A 15,239-nucleotide genomic window follows, 5' to 3' on the forward strand; every position below is an offset into this window, starting at 1 on the left:
TCGACCCTACGTCCTCCAGCCGAGCGTTCCGTGCACGGGGCGTTCGACGGCGAGATGATGGGGGCAGGGGATCGCCACCCCGAGGAGCGACGACATGGCCCTCGACACGCCGAACGGCACCCGGGGCGCACGGCAGCCCGGCCGCAGCCGCATCGAGCAGCGCGGCAATCGCTGGATGGTCGACCGCATCCGTCGCAGGGGCGCGAAGGACGACCGCCAGGTCGTGCTCGTCACCATCGGCAAGCGCACCGGCCGGGAACGGATGAACCCGGTGCGCTCCTTCGCCGAGGCCGGCGGCTCGCGTCTCATCGTGGCGTCCGCGAACGGGGCCGCCCGCAACCCCTCGTGGTACTACAACATGGCGGCGAATCCCGAGCGGGTGCGCATCGAGTTCGCCGGTCAGCGGATCGAGGTGACCCCGTGGCAGCTGCACGGTGACGAGCGGGCGACGGCGTGGCGGCGCATCACCACCGAGGCTCCGGGATTCGCGAAGTACGAGAAGCTCACGGATCGCGAGATGCCGGTCATCCGGCTCACGCCGCGGGAGTCGAGCAGGTAGACGGGGCAGGGTCCTACGCTCGGGGCATGGCCGAGTCGACGACCGCGAAGTACGACGTCAAGCGGGAGCATCGCGAGCTGTACGCGCCCTCGGCGAAGGACTTCGCGATCGTCGAGGTGCCGCCCATGCGGTATCTCGCGGTCGACGGGCACGGCGATCCCAACACCGCGGCGGCGTACCGCGAGGCCGTGCTGGCTCTCTACGCCGTGGCCTACACCGTGAAGTTCGCGAGCAAGCGGAGCCTGGGCCGCGACTTCGTGGTCGCCCCGCTCGAGGGGCTGTGGTGGGCCGAGGATCCGAGCGCGTTCGTGGCGCGCGACAAGGGCGCCTGGAGCTGGACGATGCTCATCGCGCAGCCCGACTGGATCGACGAGCACGCGCTCGCCGAGGCCGTGGCCGCCGTGCGGGCGAAGGCGGCGAAGGCCGGAGACCCGGCGAACCCCGCGCTCGACCTGGTGCGCCTCGAGCGCCTGACCGAGGGCACCTCGGCGCAGATCCTGCACGTCGGCTCCTACGAGGACGAGTCACCGACGCTGGCGCGGCTCCACGACGAGTGGATGCCGCAGCACGGCCTCACCTTCAACGGCCCGCATCACGAGGTGTACCTCAGCGATCCCGGCCGCACCGCGCCCGAGAAGCTGAAGACCGTGCTGCGCCAGCCCGTGCGCCCGGCCTGACCGCACCCACACCCGCGCCCGCGCCCGCGCGGCCCGAGCACGCGGGTGAGACGATTCGGCGGCGGGTGGGACCAGCCGTGGTCTGCTTGGCGCAACCCCGTTCGGGAAGGCCGCCTGAAACCCAGTGCTCCCGCTCTTACCTCACGACTCGACCGAACCTGTCACCATCCCTGACCGACCTGCGCGCGCGGATGTGACGGGAATCGACCGCACCCCAGGTTGGAAACACGCTCGGCTGTGTTCTACTCCGCTCACGTCGGATCCGCCACCTTCCGGTGCATTCCGCACGGCTCGCACGCCCGGCTCTCCCCTGCGGCTCATGTGAAATCCGCCTCACATGAGGCGGCTTCGACAAGTGGCCGGAAGGAAGACCGGCCGCCGGCGACCATGGCGATCGTGACCGCCCGCCATCGAGCCGAGGCTTCGGCGCCGGGCTCCTCACTCAGGGTGGTTCCCCGCGGTGCCGTTGATCGTGAACGGCGTCGTCGCGCCGTCGTACATGACGTGGGCGATGAGCCCGTCGACCGCGTGGGGGAGGGTGTGACAGTGGTCGCTCCAGATGCCCGGGTTGTCGGCGACGAACGCGATGTCGTACGACTCGCCCGGGTGCACGTCGAGCGAGTCGACGATCCAGGGGCTGCCGGATGCCGCGACGCCGTCGCGTGACAGCACGACCACGTGGTGTCCGTGCAGGTGCATCGGGTGCACGTCGCCCGAGTCGTTCCGCAGGTGCATCACGACGATGTCGCCCTCGGACACGTCGAACATCGGCACGTCGGGGAACATGCGGCCGTTGATCGTCCAGAAGTTGCCCGGCCGGCCGTCGATGATGCCGAAGCGCCGAGCGATGACGTACTCGTACGAGCGATCGGGCAGCGTCGGGTCGAAGTCGAGCGGGGCCGGCGAGCCGTAGGCGAGCAGGTCGAGGCTCGTCGACGGCTGGGGCGTCCCTGCGCCCTGAGCCGGTCCCTGAGCCGGTCGAAGGGCCGACGCATCCCCGATGAGCACGCTGCGCGCGCCGCCCGTGTGCAGGCGCACCATCTCGCCGGGCGCGGGCGCCCGCACCGTGACGTCCGCGCGTCCGCCCGCCGGGATGAGCATGCGCTGCCCGACCACGTCGGTGGGCTCGTTCACCTCGTGCCCGTCGGTGGCGACGACGCGGAACGGGGCATCCGACCACACCGAGGCCGTGCCCTGGTCGGTGTTGATCACGCGGACGCGCACGGTCGATCCGGGTGCGGCGTCGACGCGTTCGTCCTCGACCGCGCCGTTGAGGGTCTGCTGGCCGCCGTACACGTGCAGCAGGGCGGTGACGTCGAGGGCGCCCGCCGCGGCATCCGTCGACGCAGCCGATGCCGTCGACGCTGCGGCCGGGTCGATCACGATCGCGCCGAGCAGCCCGCCGACGACCTGCTCGTGAGACACCTGATGCGAGTGGTACCAGTACGTGCCGGCGTCCGCCGCCTCGAACCGGTAGACGTACCGGCCGCCGACGGGCACCGCGTCCTGCGTGATGCCCGCGACGCCGTCGGCCGAGTTCGGCACGTCGATGCCATGCCAGTGCAGCGTCGCCCCGTCGGCCACCGACTCGTTCACGAAGGTGACCTCGACGAGGTCGCCCTGCCGAGCGCGGATCTCGGGTCCGGGCGACGTGCCGTTGACGGTGTAGCCCTCGATCGGGTGGCCGCCGGGCACGTCGATCGTGCCCTGCCGGGCCGTGAGCTCGACGCGCACGTCGGGCGCGCGGTCGGGGTCGGCCGCGAGGTCGGTGACGCTGAGCGCCTGCGCCGAGCCGACGGCGCCGGATGCCGCGGACGCACCCGACCCGGCGGGGCTCCCGTGCCCGCCGTGCCCGCCCTCGCCGCCGCTTCCGCCGCGGCCCATGTCCATGACGGAGTACTCGCCGAGCAGCGTGGAACTCCACGCGAGCGCGCCGGCGCCGAGCGCGGTCGTGACCGCGACGCCGACGACGGCGCACCGCAGGAGATCACGCCGAGAGGGCATCGCTCGTCGCCTCCTCGGAGGACCCGGCCGCGGCGTCGGCACCGGCGCGCGCCGCCCGCCCGCGGAACGCGGCGATCACGGCCGCCACGACGATCGCCGCGGCGTTCGCGCCGTGGATGAGGCCGAGGTACGGGACGTCCATGATCGAGAAGCCGAGCGTCACCTGCAGCGCGATGAGGGCGAGCGTGATCGCGGCCCAGAGCTTCGCGCCGCGGGCGCGCACGAAGAACGACACGATCAGCAGCGCGACGGCGAGCAGCGGCAGCACCACGCCGCCGACGATCCCGTGGATGAAGAAGCCCGACTCGCCGACGCCGCCGGCCGTGCGGCTCTCGAGCAGCGCCTTGTCGACCACGTCGCCGTTCGACACCCGGTTGAGCACGCCGCCGAAGGCGAACGCGATGGCGGCGGCCTGCACGACCACGCCGCCCGCGATGATCCAGGCCAGAGCCGTGTAGTAGACCTTGCGCATGATGTGACTCCCTGTTCGGTGCGGCGCGCCGTCGTGGCATCCGCTCGCCCCCGAGGCTCGTCGAACGGCGTGCGCGCCGGAACGCAGCAGGCCGGAGGTCGCGTGGCGGTCCGCCGCACACCGCATGGAGGCCAGCCGCCAAGGGACGGTGCGGATGCCCCTCTCCCGCGCGCGCGGCGAGAGGAGGACCATGGGAGTGTGCTCCGCAGGTGGGGATGGTTCGCAGCCCTGGCGCCGCTCGGAGCGGCGTGCATGCTGTACACCGTCGTGGCGCGCGGATTCGTGGCGGGCGACGCCGGTCCCGGCCTGACCTGGCCGCTGCTCGGCATCCTGCCGCTGTTCGTGTTCGGCATGTGGCTGCTCACGGTCTCGACGGCGCGCTCGGCCCTGTTCATCGCGTGGGCCGCGACGGCGATGGCCGTGGGCGCGGGCTTCGAGACGTTCCTGCAGATGAACCCCGACGTGGTCCGCGAGCCGTGGTTCCCGTTCCTGAACCTCGTCGGCCTGACCTCGTCGACGGTCGCGTCCGCCGCGTTCATCAGCCTCTTCGCGACCTTCCCCACGGGCATCCCCGAGCGCCGATGGCAGCGCATCTCGGTCGGCGTGTTCTGGATCCCCGTCGTGCTGGCGCCGTTCTCGATCCTGATCGTCCCGCACGTGCTCGCCGTGCAGGTCCACGCCGAGGCGGGCGTCGCGATCCCGAACCCGTTCGCCGTGCCCGCCCTCGCCTGGGCGGCGCCGCTCACGGAGTGGGTGGTCTACGCCTGGCCGGCGGTCTTCCTCGCCCTGGCGGTGCTGATCTCCCGGGCGTTCTTCGGAGATCCGGAGATCCGTGCCCGAACGCGACTGATGGCGTGGCTGACGTTCGCGATCGTCGTGAGCTACTCGATCTCGCTGTTCGTGCCCGAGAACCTGATCGCCAACACCGTGGTGCTCGCGCTGCTCGCGGCCGTCCCGCTCGTGGCGATCCACGGCATCCTCCGGTACGGCGCGTTCGACGTCGCCGTGGAGGATCGCGCCCGCTCCGTCACGCGGTCCTCGAACGTGCTCATCACGGTGCTCTACGGCATCGCCGTCGTCGCCCCCGCCGTGCTCCTCGTCGGCCTCATCACTCCGCTCGGGATCGCCTTCCTCACCGGCATCCTCGCGGTCGCCCTGCTGCCGGTCCGCGGATGGCTCCAGCGGTGGATCCACCGCGTGGTCTTCGGCGACCGCGACCGCCAGCTCGCGATGCTCAGCGAGCTCGGCGCCGAGCTCGAGCGCTCCGCGGACTCGGGTGACCTGCTCAGCCACCTGGCGAGCGCGGTGGCCGACGGACTGGGCGCGACGTGGGTGCGGATCCGGCTCGCGGGGTCGGACGGTGCGTTCGCCGCGTCGCCCGCCGGGATCGCCGGGGAGGTCGGTGGCGATCCGGTCGAGGGGGTCGATCTCGTCCACGCCGACGAGGTCCTCGGCCGGATCGAGGTGGGGCCGCGCCATCGCGGTGAGTACAGCGAGGCCGAGCGGGCGCTCCTGCGCACGGTGGCCGGCCAGGCCGCGGCATCCGTCGCCAACGTGCGCCTCACGGCGCGCCTCGCCCAGCAGCTCGCCGAGCTCACCGCTTCGCGGGAGCGGCTCGTGGCTGCGCAGGACGACGAGCGCCGGCGCCTCGAACGCGACCTGCACGACGGGATCCAGCAGGACATCGTCGCCCAGATCGCCGGACTCCGACTGGCGCGGAACCGGCTCGAGCGCGGCCAGCTCTCCTCGGCCGAGCTGGCGGAGCTGCAGGAGCAGGCCCGCCAGACGCTCACCGACCTGCGGGAGCTCGCGCACGGCATCCACCCGCCGGTGCTCAGCGACAACGGGCTCGTGGCGGCCATCGAGTCGGGCGCGGCGCGGTACCCGATCCCGCTCGAGGTGCATGCGGATGCGCGGGTCCGCGCCGAACGGTATCCCGCCGACGTCGAGACGACCGCCTACTACGTGGTGCGGGAGGCGCTGACGAACACGGCCAAGCACGCGAACGCGAGCCGGGCGTCGGTCGCGCTCGCGCGGACCGACGGGCGGCTGCGCGTCTCGATCAGCGACGACGGATGCGGCCTCGGATCGAGCTCCCCGGGGTCGCCGCCGAGCGGCGGGCTCGCGAACATCCGGGATCGCGTCGCGGCCCTCCGGGGCACGGTCCGCATCTCGGCCGCCGAGCCCTCCGGGGCCGGCACCACGATCGACGTCGACCTGCCCGTCGGCGCCGGCGCGCCCGCGCCCTGATCCGCCGTCACCGCGACACCGCGCCGAGATGGAGGCCAGCCTCCACGCGAGGACACGGAAGGCCCTCTCCCGCGAACAGCCCGGGAGGAGGACGATAAGAGCGTGGACCGCAGGTGGGTGTGCCTCGCGACGCTGGGCCCGATCGGGGTCGCCGCGCTGGTCTACATCGTCGTCGTGCGGGGCTTCATCGAGGCCGACGCCGACCACGGGCTCGCGTGGCCGATCCTCGGAGCGCTGCCGCTGTTCGTGCTCGGCATGTGGCTGCTCACGGTGACGAGGTCGCTCACCGCCGTGCTCATCGCGCTGGCGGCGACGGCGATCCTCGTCGGCTCCGCGTACGAGACGTTCCTGCAGCGCAACATCGAGATCATGGCGGAGCCGTGGTTCCCGCTGTTCAACCTGATCGGCCTCACCGCGGACTCCGTCGCGACGTCGGCGTTCCTCATCGTGTTCGCGACGTTCCCCGACGGCGTGGTCGAGCACCGGTGGCAGCGGATCGCGGTCGCCTTCCTCTGGGCCCCGCTGCTCATGGGCCCGCTGACGCTGCTCACCACGTCGCACGTCGTGATGTCGCCGTGGATCGGCATCAGCGGCGACGCCATCCCCAATCCCTACGTCGTGCCGTGGCTCGAATGGGCCGCACCCATCGTCACCGTCCTCTTCTTCCAGTCATGGCCCGCCGTGATCGTCGGACTCGCGGTGCTGGGCACCCGTGCGCTGTTCGGGACGCCGGAGGTGCGGACGCGCACGCGGGTCATGGCGATCACGGTCGCCGCGGCCGCGGCCGCGTTCGCGATCTGGCCGTTCCTGCCGTGGCCGGAGGTCGGGCAGTACCTCGTGTACGGGGCGCTCATCGCCCTGCCGATCGCCGCCGTGCACGGCATCTTCAAGTACGGCGCGTTCGACGTCGCGCCCGGCGACCGCGGCCGCAACGCCGCACGTTCCGCGAACCTGCTCATCACGGTCTTCTACGCCATCGCGGTCGCGACGCCGGCGATCCTGCTGGCGGGGCGGATCCGCGTCGTGCCCGCGGTGATCATCACGACCCTGGTCGCGGTCGCGCTGCTGCCGGTGCGCACGTGGGTGCAGCGCTGGATCCACCGCCGGCTCTTCGGCGACCGCGAGCGTCAGCTTGAACTGCTGGGCGAGCTGGGCGCGAGCCTCGAGGAGGCCGGCGAGCCGCGCGACCTGCTCACCCGGCTCACCGAGGCGGTGCGCGACGGCCTCGGCGCCACGTGGGTGCGGATCCGGCTCGTCACGGACGACGGCGACCTCGCCGCGTCGCCGATGGGCGCGGCCGGGGACGTGGACGGGGCCTCCGAGCCCGTGCTCTCGGCCGACCTCGTGCGCGGCGACGAGACGCTCGGGCGCATCGAGGTGGGACCGCGTCACCACGGCGAGTACAACGACGCCGAGCGGATGCTGCTGCGCACGGTCGCGGGCCAGGCCGCGGCATCCGTGGCCAACGTGCGCCTCACCGCGCAGCTCGCCGCGCAGCTCGTCGAGCTGACCGCGTCGCGCGAGCGGCTCGTGGCCGCCCAGGACGACGAGCGCCGCCGCCTCGAGCGCGACCTGCACGACGGGATCCAGCAGAACGTCGTCGCCCAGATCGCGGGGCTGCGCCTCGCCCGCAACCGCTTGCAGCGCGGCGAGCTCATGCCGGCCGAGCTCGGCGAGCTGCAGGACCAGGCGCGCGAGACGCTCACCGACCTGCGCGAGCTGGCGCAGGGCATCCACCCGCCGGTGCTGAGCGACAACGGGCTCGTCGCGGCGGTCGAGTCGGGGGTCGCACGGTACCCGATCCCGCTCTCGGTCGAGGCGGATGCCGCGGTGCGCGGGGAGCGGTACGCCGACGACGTCGAGACCACGGCCTACTACGTGGTGCGCGAGGCGCTCGCGAACACGGCGAAGCACGCGAACGCGACGCGCGCCTCGGTCGCGCTCGCCCGCTCGAACGGGCACCTGCGCATCTCGATCACCGACGACGGCCGCGGCATCGGGGCGTCGGCGACGGATGCCGCGGCGACGGCCTCGGCCTCACACGGCGGGCTCGCGAACATCCGCGACCGCGTCGCCGCGCTGCGCGGGACCGTGCGGGTCGCGCCGGCCGACACGTCGGGGCACGGCACGACGGTGCTCGTGGACCTGCCCGTGGGTGATCGCGTTGGATGACACGGGCGTGCTGCGCGTCGTCATCGCCGAGGACAACTACCTCGTGCGGGAGGGGCTGCGGCGCCTGCTCGAGGACTCCGGCGAGATCGACGTGATCGCGTCGGTCGGCAACGGCGTCGAGCTCCTCGACGCGGTGCGCCGGCTCGGCCCCGACGCGGTGCTCACCGACATCCGGATGCCGCCGGGCCACCACATGGAGGGCATCGAGGCCGCGCACGCGATCCGCGCGGCCTCGCCCGACACCGGCGTGGTCGTGCTGTCGCAGCACGCCGACGAGAGCTACGCGCTCGCCCTGTTCGACGACGGCTCGGCGGGGCTGGGGTACCTGCTCAAGGACCGGATCGGCGACCTCGAGGACCTCGTGCACGCGCTCCGCGAGGTGCGCGCCGGCGGATCGGTCATCGACCCGCAGATCGTGGACACGCTGGTGCGGCGGCGCAGCGCGGCCGGCGCGGCGAGTCCGTTGGCGGCCCTGTCGCCGCGTGAGCTCGAGGTGCTGCGCGAGATGGCCGCCGGCAAGACCAACGCGGGCATCGAGCAGGCGCTCTTCCTCTCGTCGTCGACCGTGGAGAAGCACGTCAACGCGATCTTCACGAAGCTGCGGCTGCCCGAGTCGGGCGTGCACCGGCGGGTGGCCGCCGTGCTCGCGTTCCTGCAGAGCTCGAGCGCGTGACGACGATCACTCGAGCAGCTCGACGACCTCGCCGGGCCGCCCGTCGTCGATGAGGCGTGCGACCTGCGTGGCGATCTCGCGTGGGGGGATCAGCGGCCCGGCCCGGTGCTGCTGCGCGGGCGTCAGGGAGGCGAACTCGTCGAGGGCGCGCGGGAGCCCGATCCAGCCTGGGACGACCGCCATCACGCGCACGTCGTCCCCGCGGTCGCCGAGCGAGCTCGTGAAGCGCCGCAGCGCCGCCTTCGCGGCACCGTACTCGGGGGAGGCGTAGGGCTCGTCGCCCTCGCCGGCACTCGAACCGACGTTGACGACCGCGCCGGTTCCGTGAGCGACCGCGTTCCACAGCAGCTGGGTCAGCCGCATCGGCGCCACGAGGTTCAGGGTCAGCGCCCGCTGCCACGCGTCGGCCGGGGCCGCTGGATACTGCCGACCCGGCTGCCAGCCGCCGGCGTTGTTCACGAGACCGCCCACGTCTTCGCGCCGTTCGAGCGCTGCGCCCGCGGCCTCGACGCCCGCGGGTGTGGCGAGGTCGGCCACGACGACCGGAACCGGGCGGCGATGGCGAGCCTCGAGGCGACCCGCTGCTGCGACGGCCGCGGCCTCGTCGCGATCGACGAGGATCACCGGACGACCGCGCGAGGCCAGCTCGTCGGCGATGACGACGCCGAGACCGGAGCCGCCGCCCGTGATCACGACGTGCGAGCGCATATCCCGATCGTTGTCCACCCCTCCGACACGGACACGCCCCCGCCTAGCCTGAGAGGAGCCTCCGGCGGCATCCGATCGCCGGGACGAACGAGGGAGTTGCGATCCAGATGGACATCACCGACAACGGGCCGGAGCCGAACGCGTTCGACATCGAGCGGGCGACGAAGGAGAACGACACCTACCGAACCGTCGCATGGAGCGGGAAGTACCTGCAGGTGACGCTCATGTCGATCCCGGTGGGGGAGTCGATCGGCCTCGAGGCGCACCCCGAGACCGACCAGTTCCTGCGCCTCGACGCCGGCCGCGGCCGAGCCAAGATGGGCCCGTCGAAGGACGACCTCTCCTTCCAGCAGGACGTCTCCGACGGCTGGAGCATCCAGGTGCCCGCCGGAACCTGGCACGACGTCGAGAACACCGGCGACGAACCGCTCCAGCTCTACGTGGTCTACGCGCCCACGCATCACGCCGCGGGCATCGTGCAGGCCACGGCCGAGGACGCCGAGCGCGACGAGGAGTCGGGTCGCGACGAGCCGCCGGCGTGGGCCGCCGAGCCGGAGGGCGGTCAGCCCGAGGACGAGCACGCCTGACGGCGTGCCCGTGGCATCGACTCCGGCCTAGGCGGCGCGGGCCAGCTCGTCGTGCTGCGGACGCGCCGCCCGCGCCACCGGAGCGACGCGCGGCACGCCCGCCGCGACGAACGCCTCGCGCGGGTTCTGCACCGAGAGCAGCGACACGATGTCGCGGCCGGCGACGAGCGCGCTCAGCCAGACGAGGAGCACGCGGAACTTGCGCTCCCACGTCGGGATCGCCAGCACGTGGTAGCCGCGGTGCATGACCCAGGCGAGGAACCCGGTCACCACGAACCGCTTGTACTGGAAGATCCCGCGGCCGAGCCCCAGCGTCGCGACCGCGCCGAGGCTCGCGTGGCGATACGGGCGCGTCCGCCGTCCGTGCAGCACGGCCACGATGTTCGCGGCCAGGCGCTTGCCCTGCCGCACGGCGTGCTGCGCGTTCGGCACCGTGGTCGTGCCGGGGATCGCCAGGTCGGGCACGGCGGCGTTGTCGCCGGCCGCCCACGCGTCCTCGACCGGGAGTGCGTCGGTGCCGACCCGCAGGTCGGGCCGCACGACGATGCGTCCGCGATCGTCGGTGGGCAGGTCGGTGTGCTTCGCGATCACCGGGTGCGCGCCGTTGCCGGCGGTCCAGACGATGAGGTTCGCGTCGAACTCCTCGCCGTTCGACAGCACGACGTGGCCGTCCTCAAGCGAGACCGCCCGCGCGCCGAGGTGGATGTGCCCGCCCCGCTGCTCGAGGTGGCGCACCACCCACGCGCCCGGCTTGTCGGTGACCTCGGGCAGGATGCGCGTGTGCGCCTCGACCAGGTGGAACGACAGGTCGGAGAAGGAGAGCTCGGGGTACTGCTTCAGCAGGTCGGTCGCGAGCGAGAGCAGTTCCGAGAAGCCCTCGACGCCCGAGAACCCGCCGCCCACGAAGACGACGGTCAGGAGGCGACGCCGCTCGGGCCCGTCGGGCAGCGCGGCCGCCCGGTCGAACGCGGTGAGCAGCCGGTCGCGGATCGCGACCGCCTCCTCGACGTGCTTCATGCCGATGGCCACGTCGTCGGCGCCCGGCACCGGGAGCTTGCGCGTGACGGCGCCGGCCGTGACGACGACGACGTCGTACGGGAGCGGGTAGTCCGGGGCATCCGTGGGACGCACCATGACGGTCTTCGTGGCGTGCTCGATGCTCGTCACGGTGCCCGCGATGACCTTGGTGCGCTGCAGGTGCTTGCGCAGCGAGACCGCGGCGTGCCGCGCCTCGATGGAGCCCGCGCTCACCTCGGGGAGGAACGGCTGGTAGGTCATGTACGGGCGGGGGTCGATGATCACCAGCTCCGCCTCGTGCGGCGACAGCTGCTTCTCGAGCTTCCACGCCGTGTAGAAGCCGGCGTAGCCGCCTCCGACGATCACGATCCTTCGCATGAGCTAGTGCTCCTTTCGGTCCTTACACCTGTTAAGACCGGAGAGGGGCCTGATTTGTGACAGCGCTTGCAGTCCCGGGGGTCGCGGGCGGTCGGATGCCGCGAGGCCTGGGTCAGATCGGCAGCGGGCGGTCGTCGACAATCGTCTTCATGACGAGGGTCGACTCGACGCGCTGCACGCCGGGCAGCGCGGCGAGCTGTTCATCCCACAGCCGCTGGTAGGCGGGGAGGTCGCGCACCGCGACCCGCAGCAGGTAGTCGGGGTTGCCGAACAGGCGCAGCGCCTGGATCACCTCGGGGATCTCGGCGACGGCCGCGTCGAACGCCGGGATCGTCGCCTTGTTCGCCTGTTCCATCGTCACGAAGACGAGCGCCCCGAAGCCGAGTCCGACGACCTCGGGGTCGATGACCGCCCGGTAGCCCGAGATGGCACCGGATGCCTCGAGCGCGTGCAGTCGGCGATGCGTGGGCGACATGCTCAGCTGCACGCGGACGGCGAGGTCGGTGAGGCTCAGGCGGCCGTCCTGCTGCAGCTCGGTGAGGATTCTCCGATCGATGGCGTCCATGAGTGGATTCTTCCACTGGAAGCTCCATCCGGGGGCGAACTTGGAAGCCTATTCCGGCCGTCCTTCCGTAGGTTCATCGTGTGCGAACCGGAAGGACCCTCCCATGAACCTCGAGCTGCTGCTCGCGTGCTGGGGCATGATGACGCTCATGGTGGTCGTCCCCGGTCCCGACTGGGCGTACATCATCTCGGCGGGCATGCAGGAGCGGGCCCTCGCCCCGTCGCTCGCCGGCATCCTGGTCGGCTACCTCGCGGCGGTGGCCGCGGTCGCCATCGGCGTGGGTGCTGCGGTGGCGGCGATGCCCTGGGTGCTGGTCGGGCTCACGTTCGCGGCGGCGGGGTACCTCGCGTACCTCGGCGTGCGCGTGCTGCGTGCGCCGCCCGAGGTCGGCGGCGCGGAATCCGGAGCTGCGGTGGCATCCGGTCGCCCGTGGCTGCGTCTCGTACAGGGCGCTGGCGTCAGCGGCCTGAACCCGAAGGGCCTGCTCGTGCTCGTGGTGCTGCTGCCGCAGTTCACCGACGCGGCGAGCGCCTGGCCGATCCCGGTGCAGCTCGCGGTGCTGGGCTTCATCTTCGTGGCGAGCTGCGCGCTCGTCTACTCGGTCGTGGGCGTGAGCGCCCGGGCGGTGCTGCGGGCGCGGCCGTCCGCGATGCGCATCCTGTCGCGGGTCTCGGGCGCGGCGATGGTGCTGCTCGCGGGGTGGCTCGTCGTCGAGCAGGTCACGCACTTCGTGTCCGCGTGACGGCCTGACGGTTCAGTCGTCGGGCATCGATCGCCGGTCGCCCACCGGGCCACCGGCCTTCGGGAAGGCGAGCGAGTCGGATGCGACCCACCACTCCATGACGTCGTACGCGAGCCGCCCGGCGATCACCGACGGGTCGTCGTCCGAGAGGCGAGCAGCCTCGTCGGGGTCGCAGGCGAAGATCGACATGCCGCGATACGACTCGTCGCTCTGCCGGTCGAAGGGCCCGTTCACCACGAGGATGCCGCGGCGTCGCAGATCGGCCCGGTAGGCGAGGTGCCGCGCCTGCAGCGCGTCGAGCTCCGCCTCGGACAGGTCGGGCGCATCGGCCGGCCGCCGCAGCACCACGAGCGTGTAGACGTCGAACGCGTCGGGGATGTTCGGATCGCGTGCCATTGCACGATCCTAGGACTCACCCTCCGCACGCACCTGCCGGGGACTGCAACTCGAGGGTTGCATTATGGTAACGCGTATGCAACTCTGAGATTGCATGTCAACGCGAAAGGAACCATCATGGAGCACATGACCGACAACCCGGCATCCGTCATCGACGAGGGCCAGTTCACCGTGCGGCGGACGATCCACATCGCCGCCCCCGTCGAGAAGGTCTGGTCGGCGGTGACCGACCCCGAGCACATCTCGAAGTGGTTCGGCCGAGCGGACTTCGCCGGCGCCGGCGTCGGCGCGACGGGCACGCTCACGTTCGACGGGTACGGTGCCGTGCCGATCCGCGTCGAGGCGATCGACGAGCCGCGCATGGTCTCGTACCGCTGGGGCAACGACGACGCGAGCGGCGTGCTGCCCGAGCAGCTCGACGACCACTCGACCGTGTTCACCTTCACGCTCGAACCCATGTCGAACGGCACGCAGCTCACCGTAGTCGAGACCGGCTTCGACGTGACGTCCGACCCCGCCGCGAACATGGAAGCCCACCGCGAGGGTTGGAACGGCGAGCTCGACAAGCTCGTCGCCCTGCTCGAGGGCGGCTCATGACCCAGGCGCTGGTCCCCGTGTTCGCCGCACTCGGCGACGAGACCCGGTGGAGCATCCTCGCGGCACTCGGCGAGGGCGACGCGTCGGCGTCCGCCCTCGCCGGGCGCCTGCCCGTCACCCGCCAGGCGATCGCCAAGCACCTCGCCGTCTTGCAGGAGGTCGGCCTCGTCGAGCCCGTGCGCGTCGGCCGCGAGGTGCGGTACCGCGTGATCGGGTCGCAGCTCAGCGACACGGCACACCGCCTCGACGCCATCGGCGCCGAGTGGGACCGCCGCCTCGCCGCCATCAAGGAGCTCGCCGAGGGGCTCTGAGATGGGCGCGACGCCTACATCATCGCCTGGAGCACCTCCGCGGTCTTCGCGTCGTCGCTCGTCGAGAGCACCAGTCGACTGCCGCTCACGACGTATGCGAACGAGATGTTCACGTCGGCGTCGGCCAGCGCTCGTGCCATCCGGCCGAACCCGCCCGGCCTGTCGACCCACTCCTCGGGCAGCGACGGGCTGACCAGCACCTCGGTCTCGCGGTCGACCGTGATGCCAGCGCCCTCGAGTGCGGTTCGACCACGTGCGGCGTCGTCGACGAGGATGTGCACGGTGCTCCGTCCTCCGTCGGCCATGGCGCAGAGCCCCTCGATGTTGACGCCGGCATTGCCGAGCGCCTCGCCGAGTCGTGCCGCTTCACCGGGCTTGTCCTCGAGGCTCAGAAACAGATCCTTCGCCATTGCGGCACCTCCTTCCCAGTGGTCTCAGGTCTACGCCCGAGGCGGTGGGGCGTCAATGGACGTGAGGAAAGCTCAGTAGGGGCGCGGCCCCGGTGCCGGGCTGTTCTCGTCGGCACGGCGCTGTCACAATGGCGTCATCTGACTGGTCCTCGTTCGTAGCCGGCTTGCCGAGGCGAGGACGGAGCGGAGGGGCGCGATGAGCACAGGCGATGGGTCCGAGCGGTTCGAGTATGCCGACCGGGCGGGGTATCCAGACGGCAGCGGCACGCTCGACGAGGGAACGGCGGCACTGGTCGACGAGGTGACGGCCGATGCGCTGCGTGCGGTCGACACGCCGTCGGAGGACGCCGACGCCGAGATCGAGGTGCATCGGTACGACGACCGCGGCGTGTTCGCCGCGACGCTGGAGGGTCGCGAGATCGCGACGGTGCGCTTCGACGTCGATGGCGATCGGATCACCCTGATCACGACGACCGTCGAACCCGAGTTCCGCGGGCGCGGCATCGCGACCGACCTGATCGCCGACGTGCTCGACCGCCTCCGCGATGGCGACGAGCAGCTCACCGTGCTCTGCCCGGTCGTGACCGCCTTCATCGAGGGGAATCCGGAGTACTCGGATCTGCTCGGTTCGGATCGATAGCGGACCGTCCGGGTTCATCACTTCGCCTGCCGGACGTTGGTAGACAAATTTACTGATCAACGGCGATTTCGGGTGCTACTC

17 protein-coding genes are annotated in these 15,239 nt (G+C 71.8%); 10 read left to right on the plus strand and 7 right to left on the minus strand.

Annotated elements, in window-relative coordinates; genetic code table 11:
• Positions 1 to 94: 94 nt before the first annotated feature.
• Together ACFVN5_RS14850 and ACFVN5_RS14855 are read left to right on the plus strand one after the other, a co-directional pair.
• Entirely contained in the window at positions 95 to 559 is a 465-nt protein-coding gene (locus ACFVN5_RS14850; protein WP_376956008.1) for a nitroreductase/quinone reductase family protein, read from the plus strand.
• Between the two features lie 26 nt (positions 560 to 585).
• Positions 586 to 1,236 carry a GyrI-like domain-containing protein gene (locus tag ACFVN5_RS14855; protein ID WP_376956009.1) on the plus strand — a complete coding sequence of 217 codons (651 nt, stop codon included), beginning with the start codon at positions 586 to 588 and terminating at the stop codon, positions 1,234 to 1,236.
• Positions 1,237 to 1,674: 438 nt separating this feature from the next.
• Here ACFVN5_RS14855 and ACFVN5_RS14860 read toward each other — a convergent pair whose 3' ends face one another.
• Both ACFVN5_RS14860 and ACFVN5_RS14865 read right to left on the minus strand, forming a co-directional pair.
• Entirely contained in the window at positions 1,675 to 3,240 is a 1,566-nt protein-coding gene (locus ACFVN5_RS14860; RefSeq protein WP_376956010.1) for a multicopper oxidase family protein, read from the minus strand.
• Positions 3,224 to 3,712, minus strand: a complete 489-nt coding sequence (locus ACFVN5_RS14865; protein ID WP_376956011.1) for a hypothetical protein — start codon at positions 3,710 to 3,712, stop codon at positions 3,224 to 3,226. The genes ACFVN5_RS14860 and ACFVN5_RS14865 overlap by 17 nt, the downstream gene beginning before the upstream one ends.
• Positions 3,713 to 3,964: 252 nt before the next feature.
• On the opposite strand from ACFVN5_RS14865, the gene ACFVN5_RS14870 reads away from it, so the two are divergent.
• From ACFVN5_RS14870 to ACFVN5_RS14880, 3 genes are all read left to right on the plus strand, one after another.
• Entirely contained in the window at positions 3,965 to 5,962 is a 1,998-nt protein-coding gene (locus ACFVN5_RS14870; RefSeq protein ID WP_376956012.1) for a histidine kinase, read from the plus strand.
• A 102-nt stretch (positions 5,963 to 6,064) separates the two neighbouring features.
• Positions 6,065 to 8,134 carry an ATP-binding protein gene (locus ACFVN5_RS14875; protein ID WP_376956013.1) on the plus strand — a complete coding sequence of 690 codons (2,070 nt, stop codon included), beginning with the start codon at positions 6,065 to 6,067 and terminating at the stop codon, positions 8,132 to 8,134.
• On the plus strand, positions 8,127 to 8,807 hold the full coding sequence (locus ACFVN5_RS14880; RefSeq protein WP_376956014.1) for a response regulator: 681 nt from the start codon (positions 8,127 to 8,129) through the stop codon (positions 8,805 to 8,807). Before ACFVN5_RS14875 ends, ACFVN5_RS14880 begins: the two co-directional genes overlap by 8 nt.
• A 6-nt stretch (positions 8,808 to 8,813) precedes the next feature.
• Here ACFVN5_RS14880 and ACFVN5_RS14885 read toward each other — a convergent pair whose 3' ends face one another.
• A complete protein-coding gene (locus tag ACFVN5_RS14885) occupies positions 8,814 to 9,515 on the minus strand; it encodes an SDR family NAD(P)-dependent oxidoreductase (protein WP_376956015.1) in 702 nt (233 codons plus the stop codon).
• Between the two features lie 101 nt (positions 9,516 to 9,616).
• On the opposite strand from ACFVN5_RS14885, the gene ACFVN5_RS14890 reads away from it, so the two are divergent.
• Positions 9,617 to 10,102, plus strand: a complete 486-nt coding sequence (locus ACFVN5_RS14890) for a cupin domain-containing protein (protein WP_376956822.1) — start codon at positions 9,617 to 9,619, stop codon at positions 10,100 to 10,102.
• A 27-nt stretch (positions 10,103 to 10,129) separates the two neighbouring features.
• Here ACFVN5_RS14890 and ACFVN5_RS14895 read toward each other — a convergent pair whose 3' ends face one another.
• A complete protein-coding gene (locus tag ACFVN5_RS14895; RefSeq protein WP_376956016.1) occupies positions 10,130 to 11,497 on the minus strand; it encodes an NAD(P)/FAD-dependent oxidoreductase in 1,368 nt (455 codons plus the stop codon).
• A gap of 112 nt (positions 11,498 to 11,609) precedes the next feature.
• On the minus strand, positions 11,610 to 12,062 hold the full coding sequence (locus ACFVN5_RS14900) for an Lrp/AsnC family transcriptional regulator (protein WP_376956017.1): 453 nt from the start codon (positions 12,060 to 12,062) through the stop codon (positions 11,610 to 11,612).
• A gap of 103 nt (positions 12,063 to 12,165) precedes the next feature.
• On the opposite strand from ACFVN5_RS14900, the gene ACFVN5_RS14905 reads away from it, so the two are divergent.
• Positions 12,166 to 12,804, plus strand: a complete 639-nt coding sequence (locus ACFVN5_RS14905) for a LysE family translocator (RefSeq protein ID WP_376956018.1) — start codon at positions 12,166 to 12,168, stop codon at positions 12,802 to 12,804.
• 12 nt (positions 12,805 to 12,816) lie between these two features.
• Here ACFVN5_RS14905 and ACFVN5_RS14910 read toward each other — a convergent pair whose 3' ends face one another.
• Entirely contained in the window at positions 12,817 to 13,200 is a 384-nt protein-coding gene (locus tag ACFVN5_RS14910; RefSeq protein ID WP_376956019.1) for a YciI family protein, read from the minus strand.
• A 117-nt stretch (positions 13,201 to 13,317) separates the two neighbouring features.
• Between ACFVN5_RS14910 and ACFVN5_RS14915 the strand changes: the two genes are divergently transcribed.
• Positions 13,318 to 13,797 carry an SRPBCC family protein gene (locus ACFVN5_RS14915; RefSeq protein WP_376956020.1) on the plus strand — a complete coding sequence of 160 codons (480 nt, stop codon included), beginning with the start codon at positions 13,318 to 13,320 and terminating at the stop codon, positions 13,795 to 13,797.
• Complete coding sequence (locus ACFVN5_RS14920; protein ID WP_376956021.1) at positions 13,794 to 14,108, plus strand: ArsR/SmtB family transcription factor; 315 nt, start codon at positions 13,794 to 13,796, stop codon at positions 14,106 to 14,108. Before ACFVN5_RS14915 ends, ACFVN5_RS14920 begins: the two co-directional genes overlap by 4 nt.
• A 14-nt stretch (positions 14,109 to 14,122) precedes the next feature.
• Here ACFVN5_RS14920 and ACFVN5_RS14925 read toward each other — a convergent pair whose 3' ends face one another.
• Positions 14,123 to 14,518 (minus strand): hypothetical protein, encoded by a 396-nt coding sequence (locus ACFVN5_RS14925; RefSeq protein WP_376956022.1) that lies wholly within the window; start codon positions 14,516 to 14,518, stop codon positions 14,123 to 14,125.
• Positions 14,519 to 14,714: 196 nt separating this feature from the next.
• On the opposite strand from ACFVN5_RS14925, the gene ACFVN5_RS14930 reads away from it, so the two are divergent.
• Positions 14,715 to 15,158 (plus strand): GNAT family N-acetyltransferase, encoded by a 444-nt coding sequence (locus ACFVN5_RS14930; protein ID WP_376956023.1) that lies wholly within the window; start codon positions 14,715 to 14,717, stop codon positions 15,156 to 15,158.
• The last annotated feature ends 81 nt before the right edge of the window (positions 15,159 to 15,239 follow it).

Source organism: Agromyces sp. NPDC057865 (genome assembly GCF_042796995.1).
In the GTDB taxonomy this organism is placed as follows: Bacteria; Actinomycetota; Actinomycetes; order Actinomycetales; family Microbacteriaceae; genus Agromyces.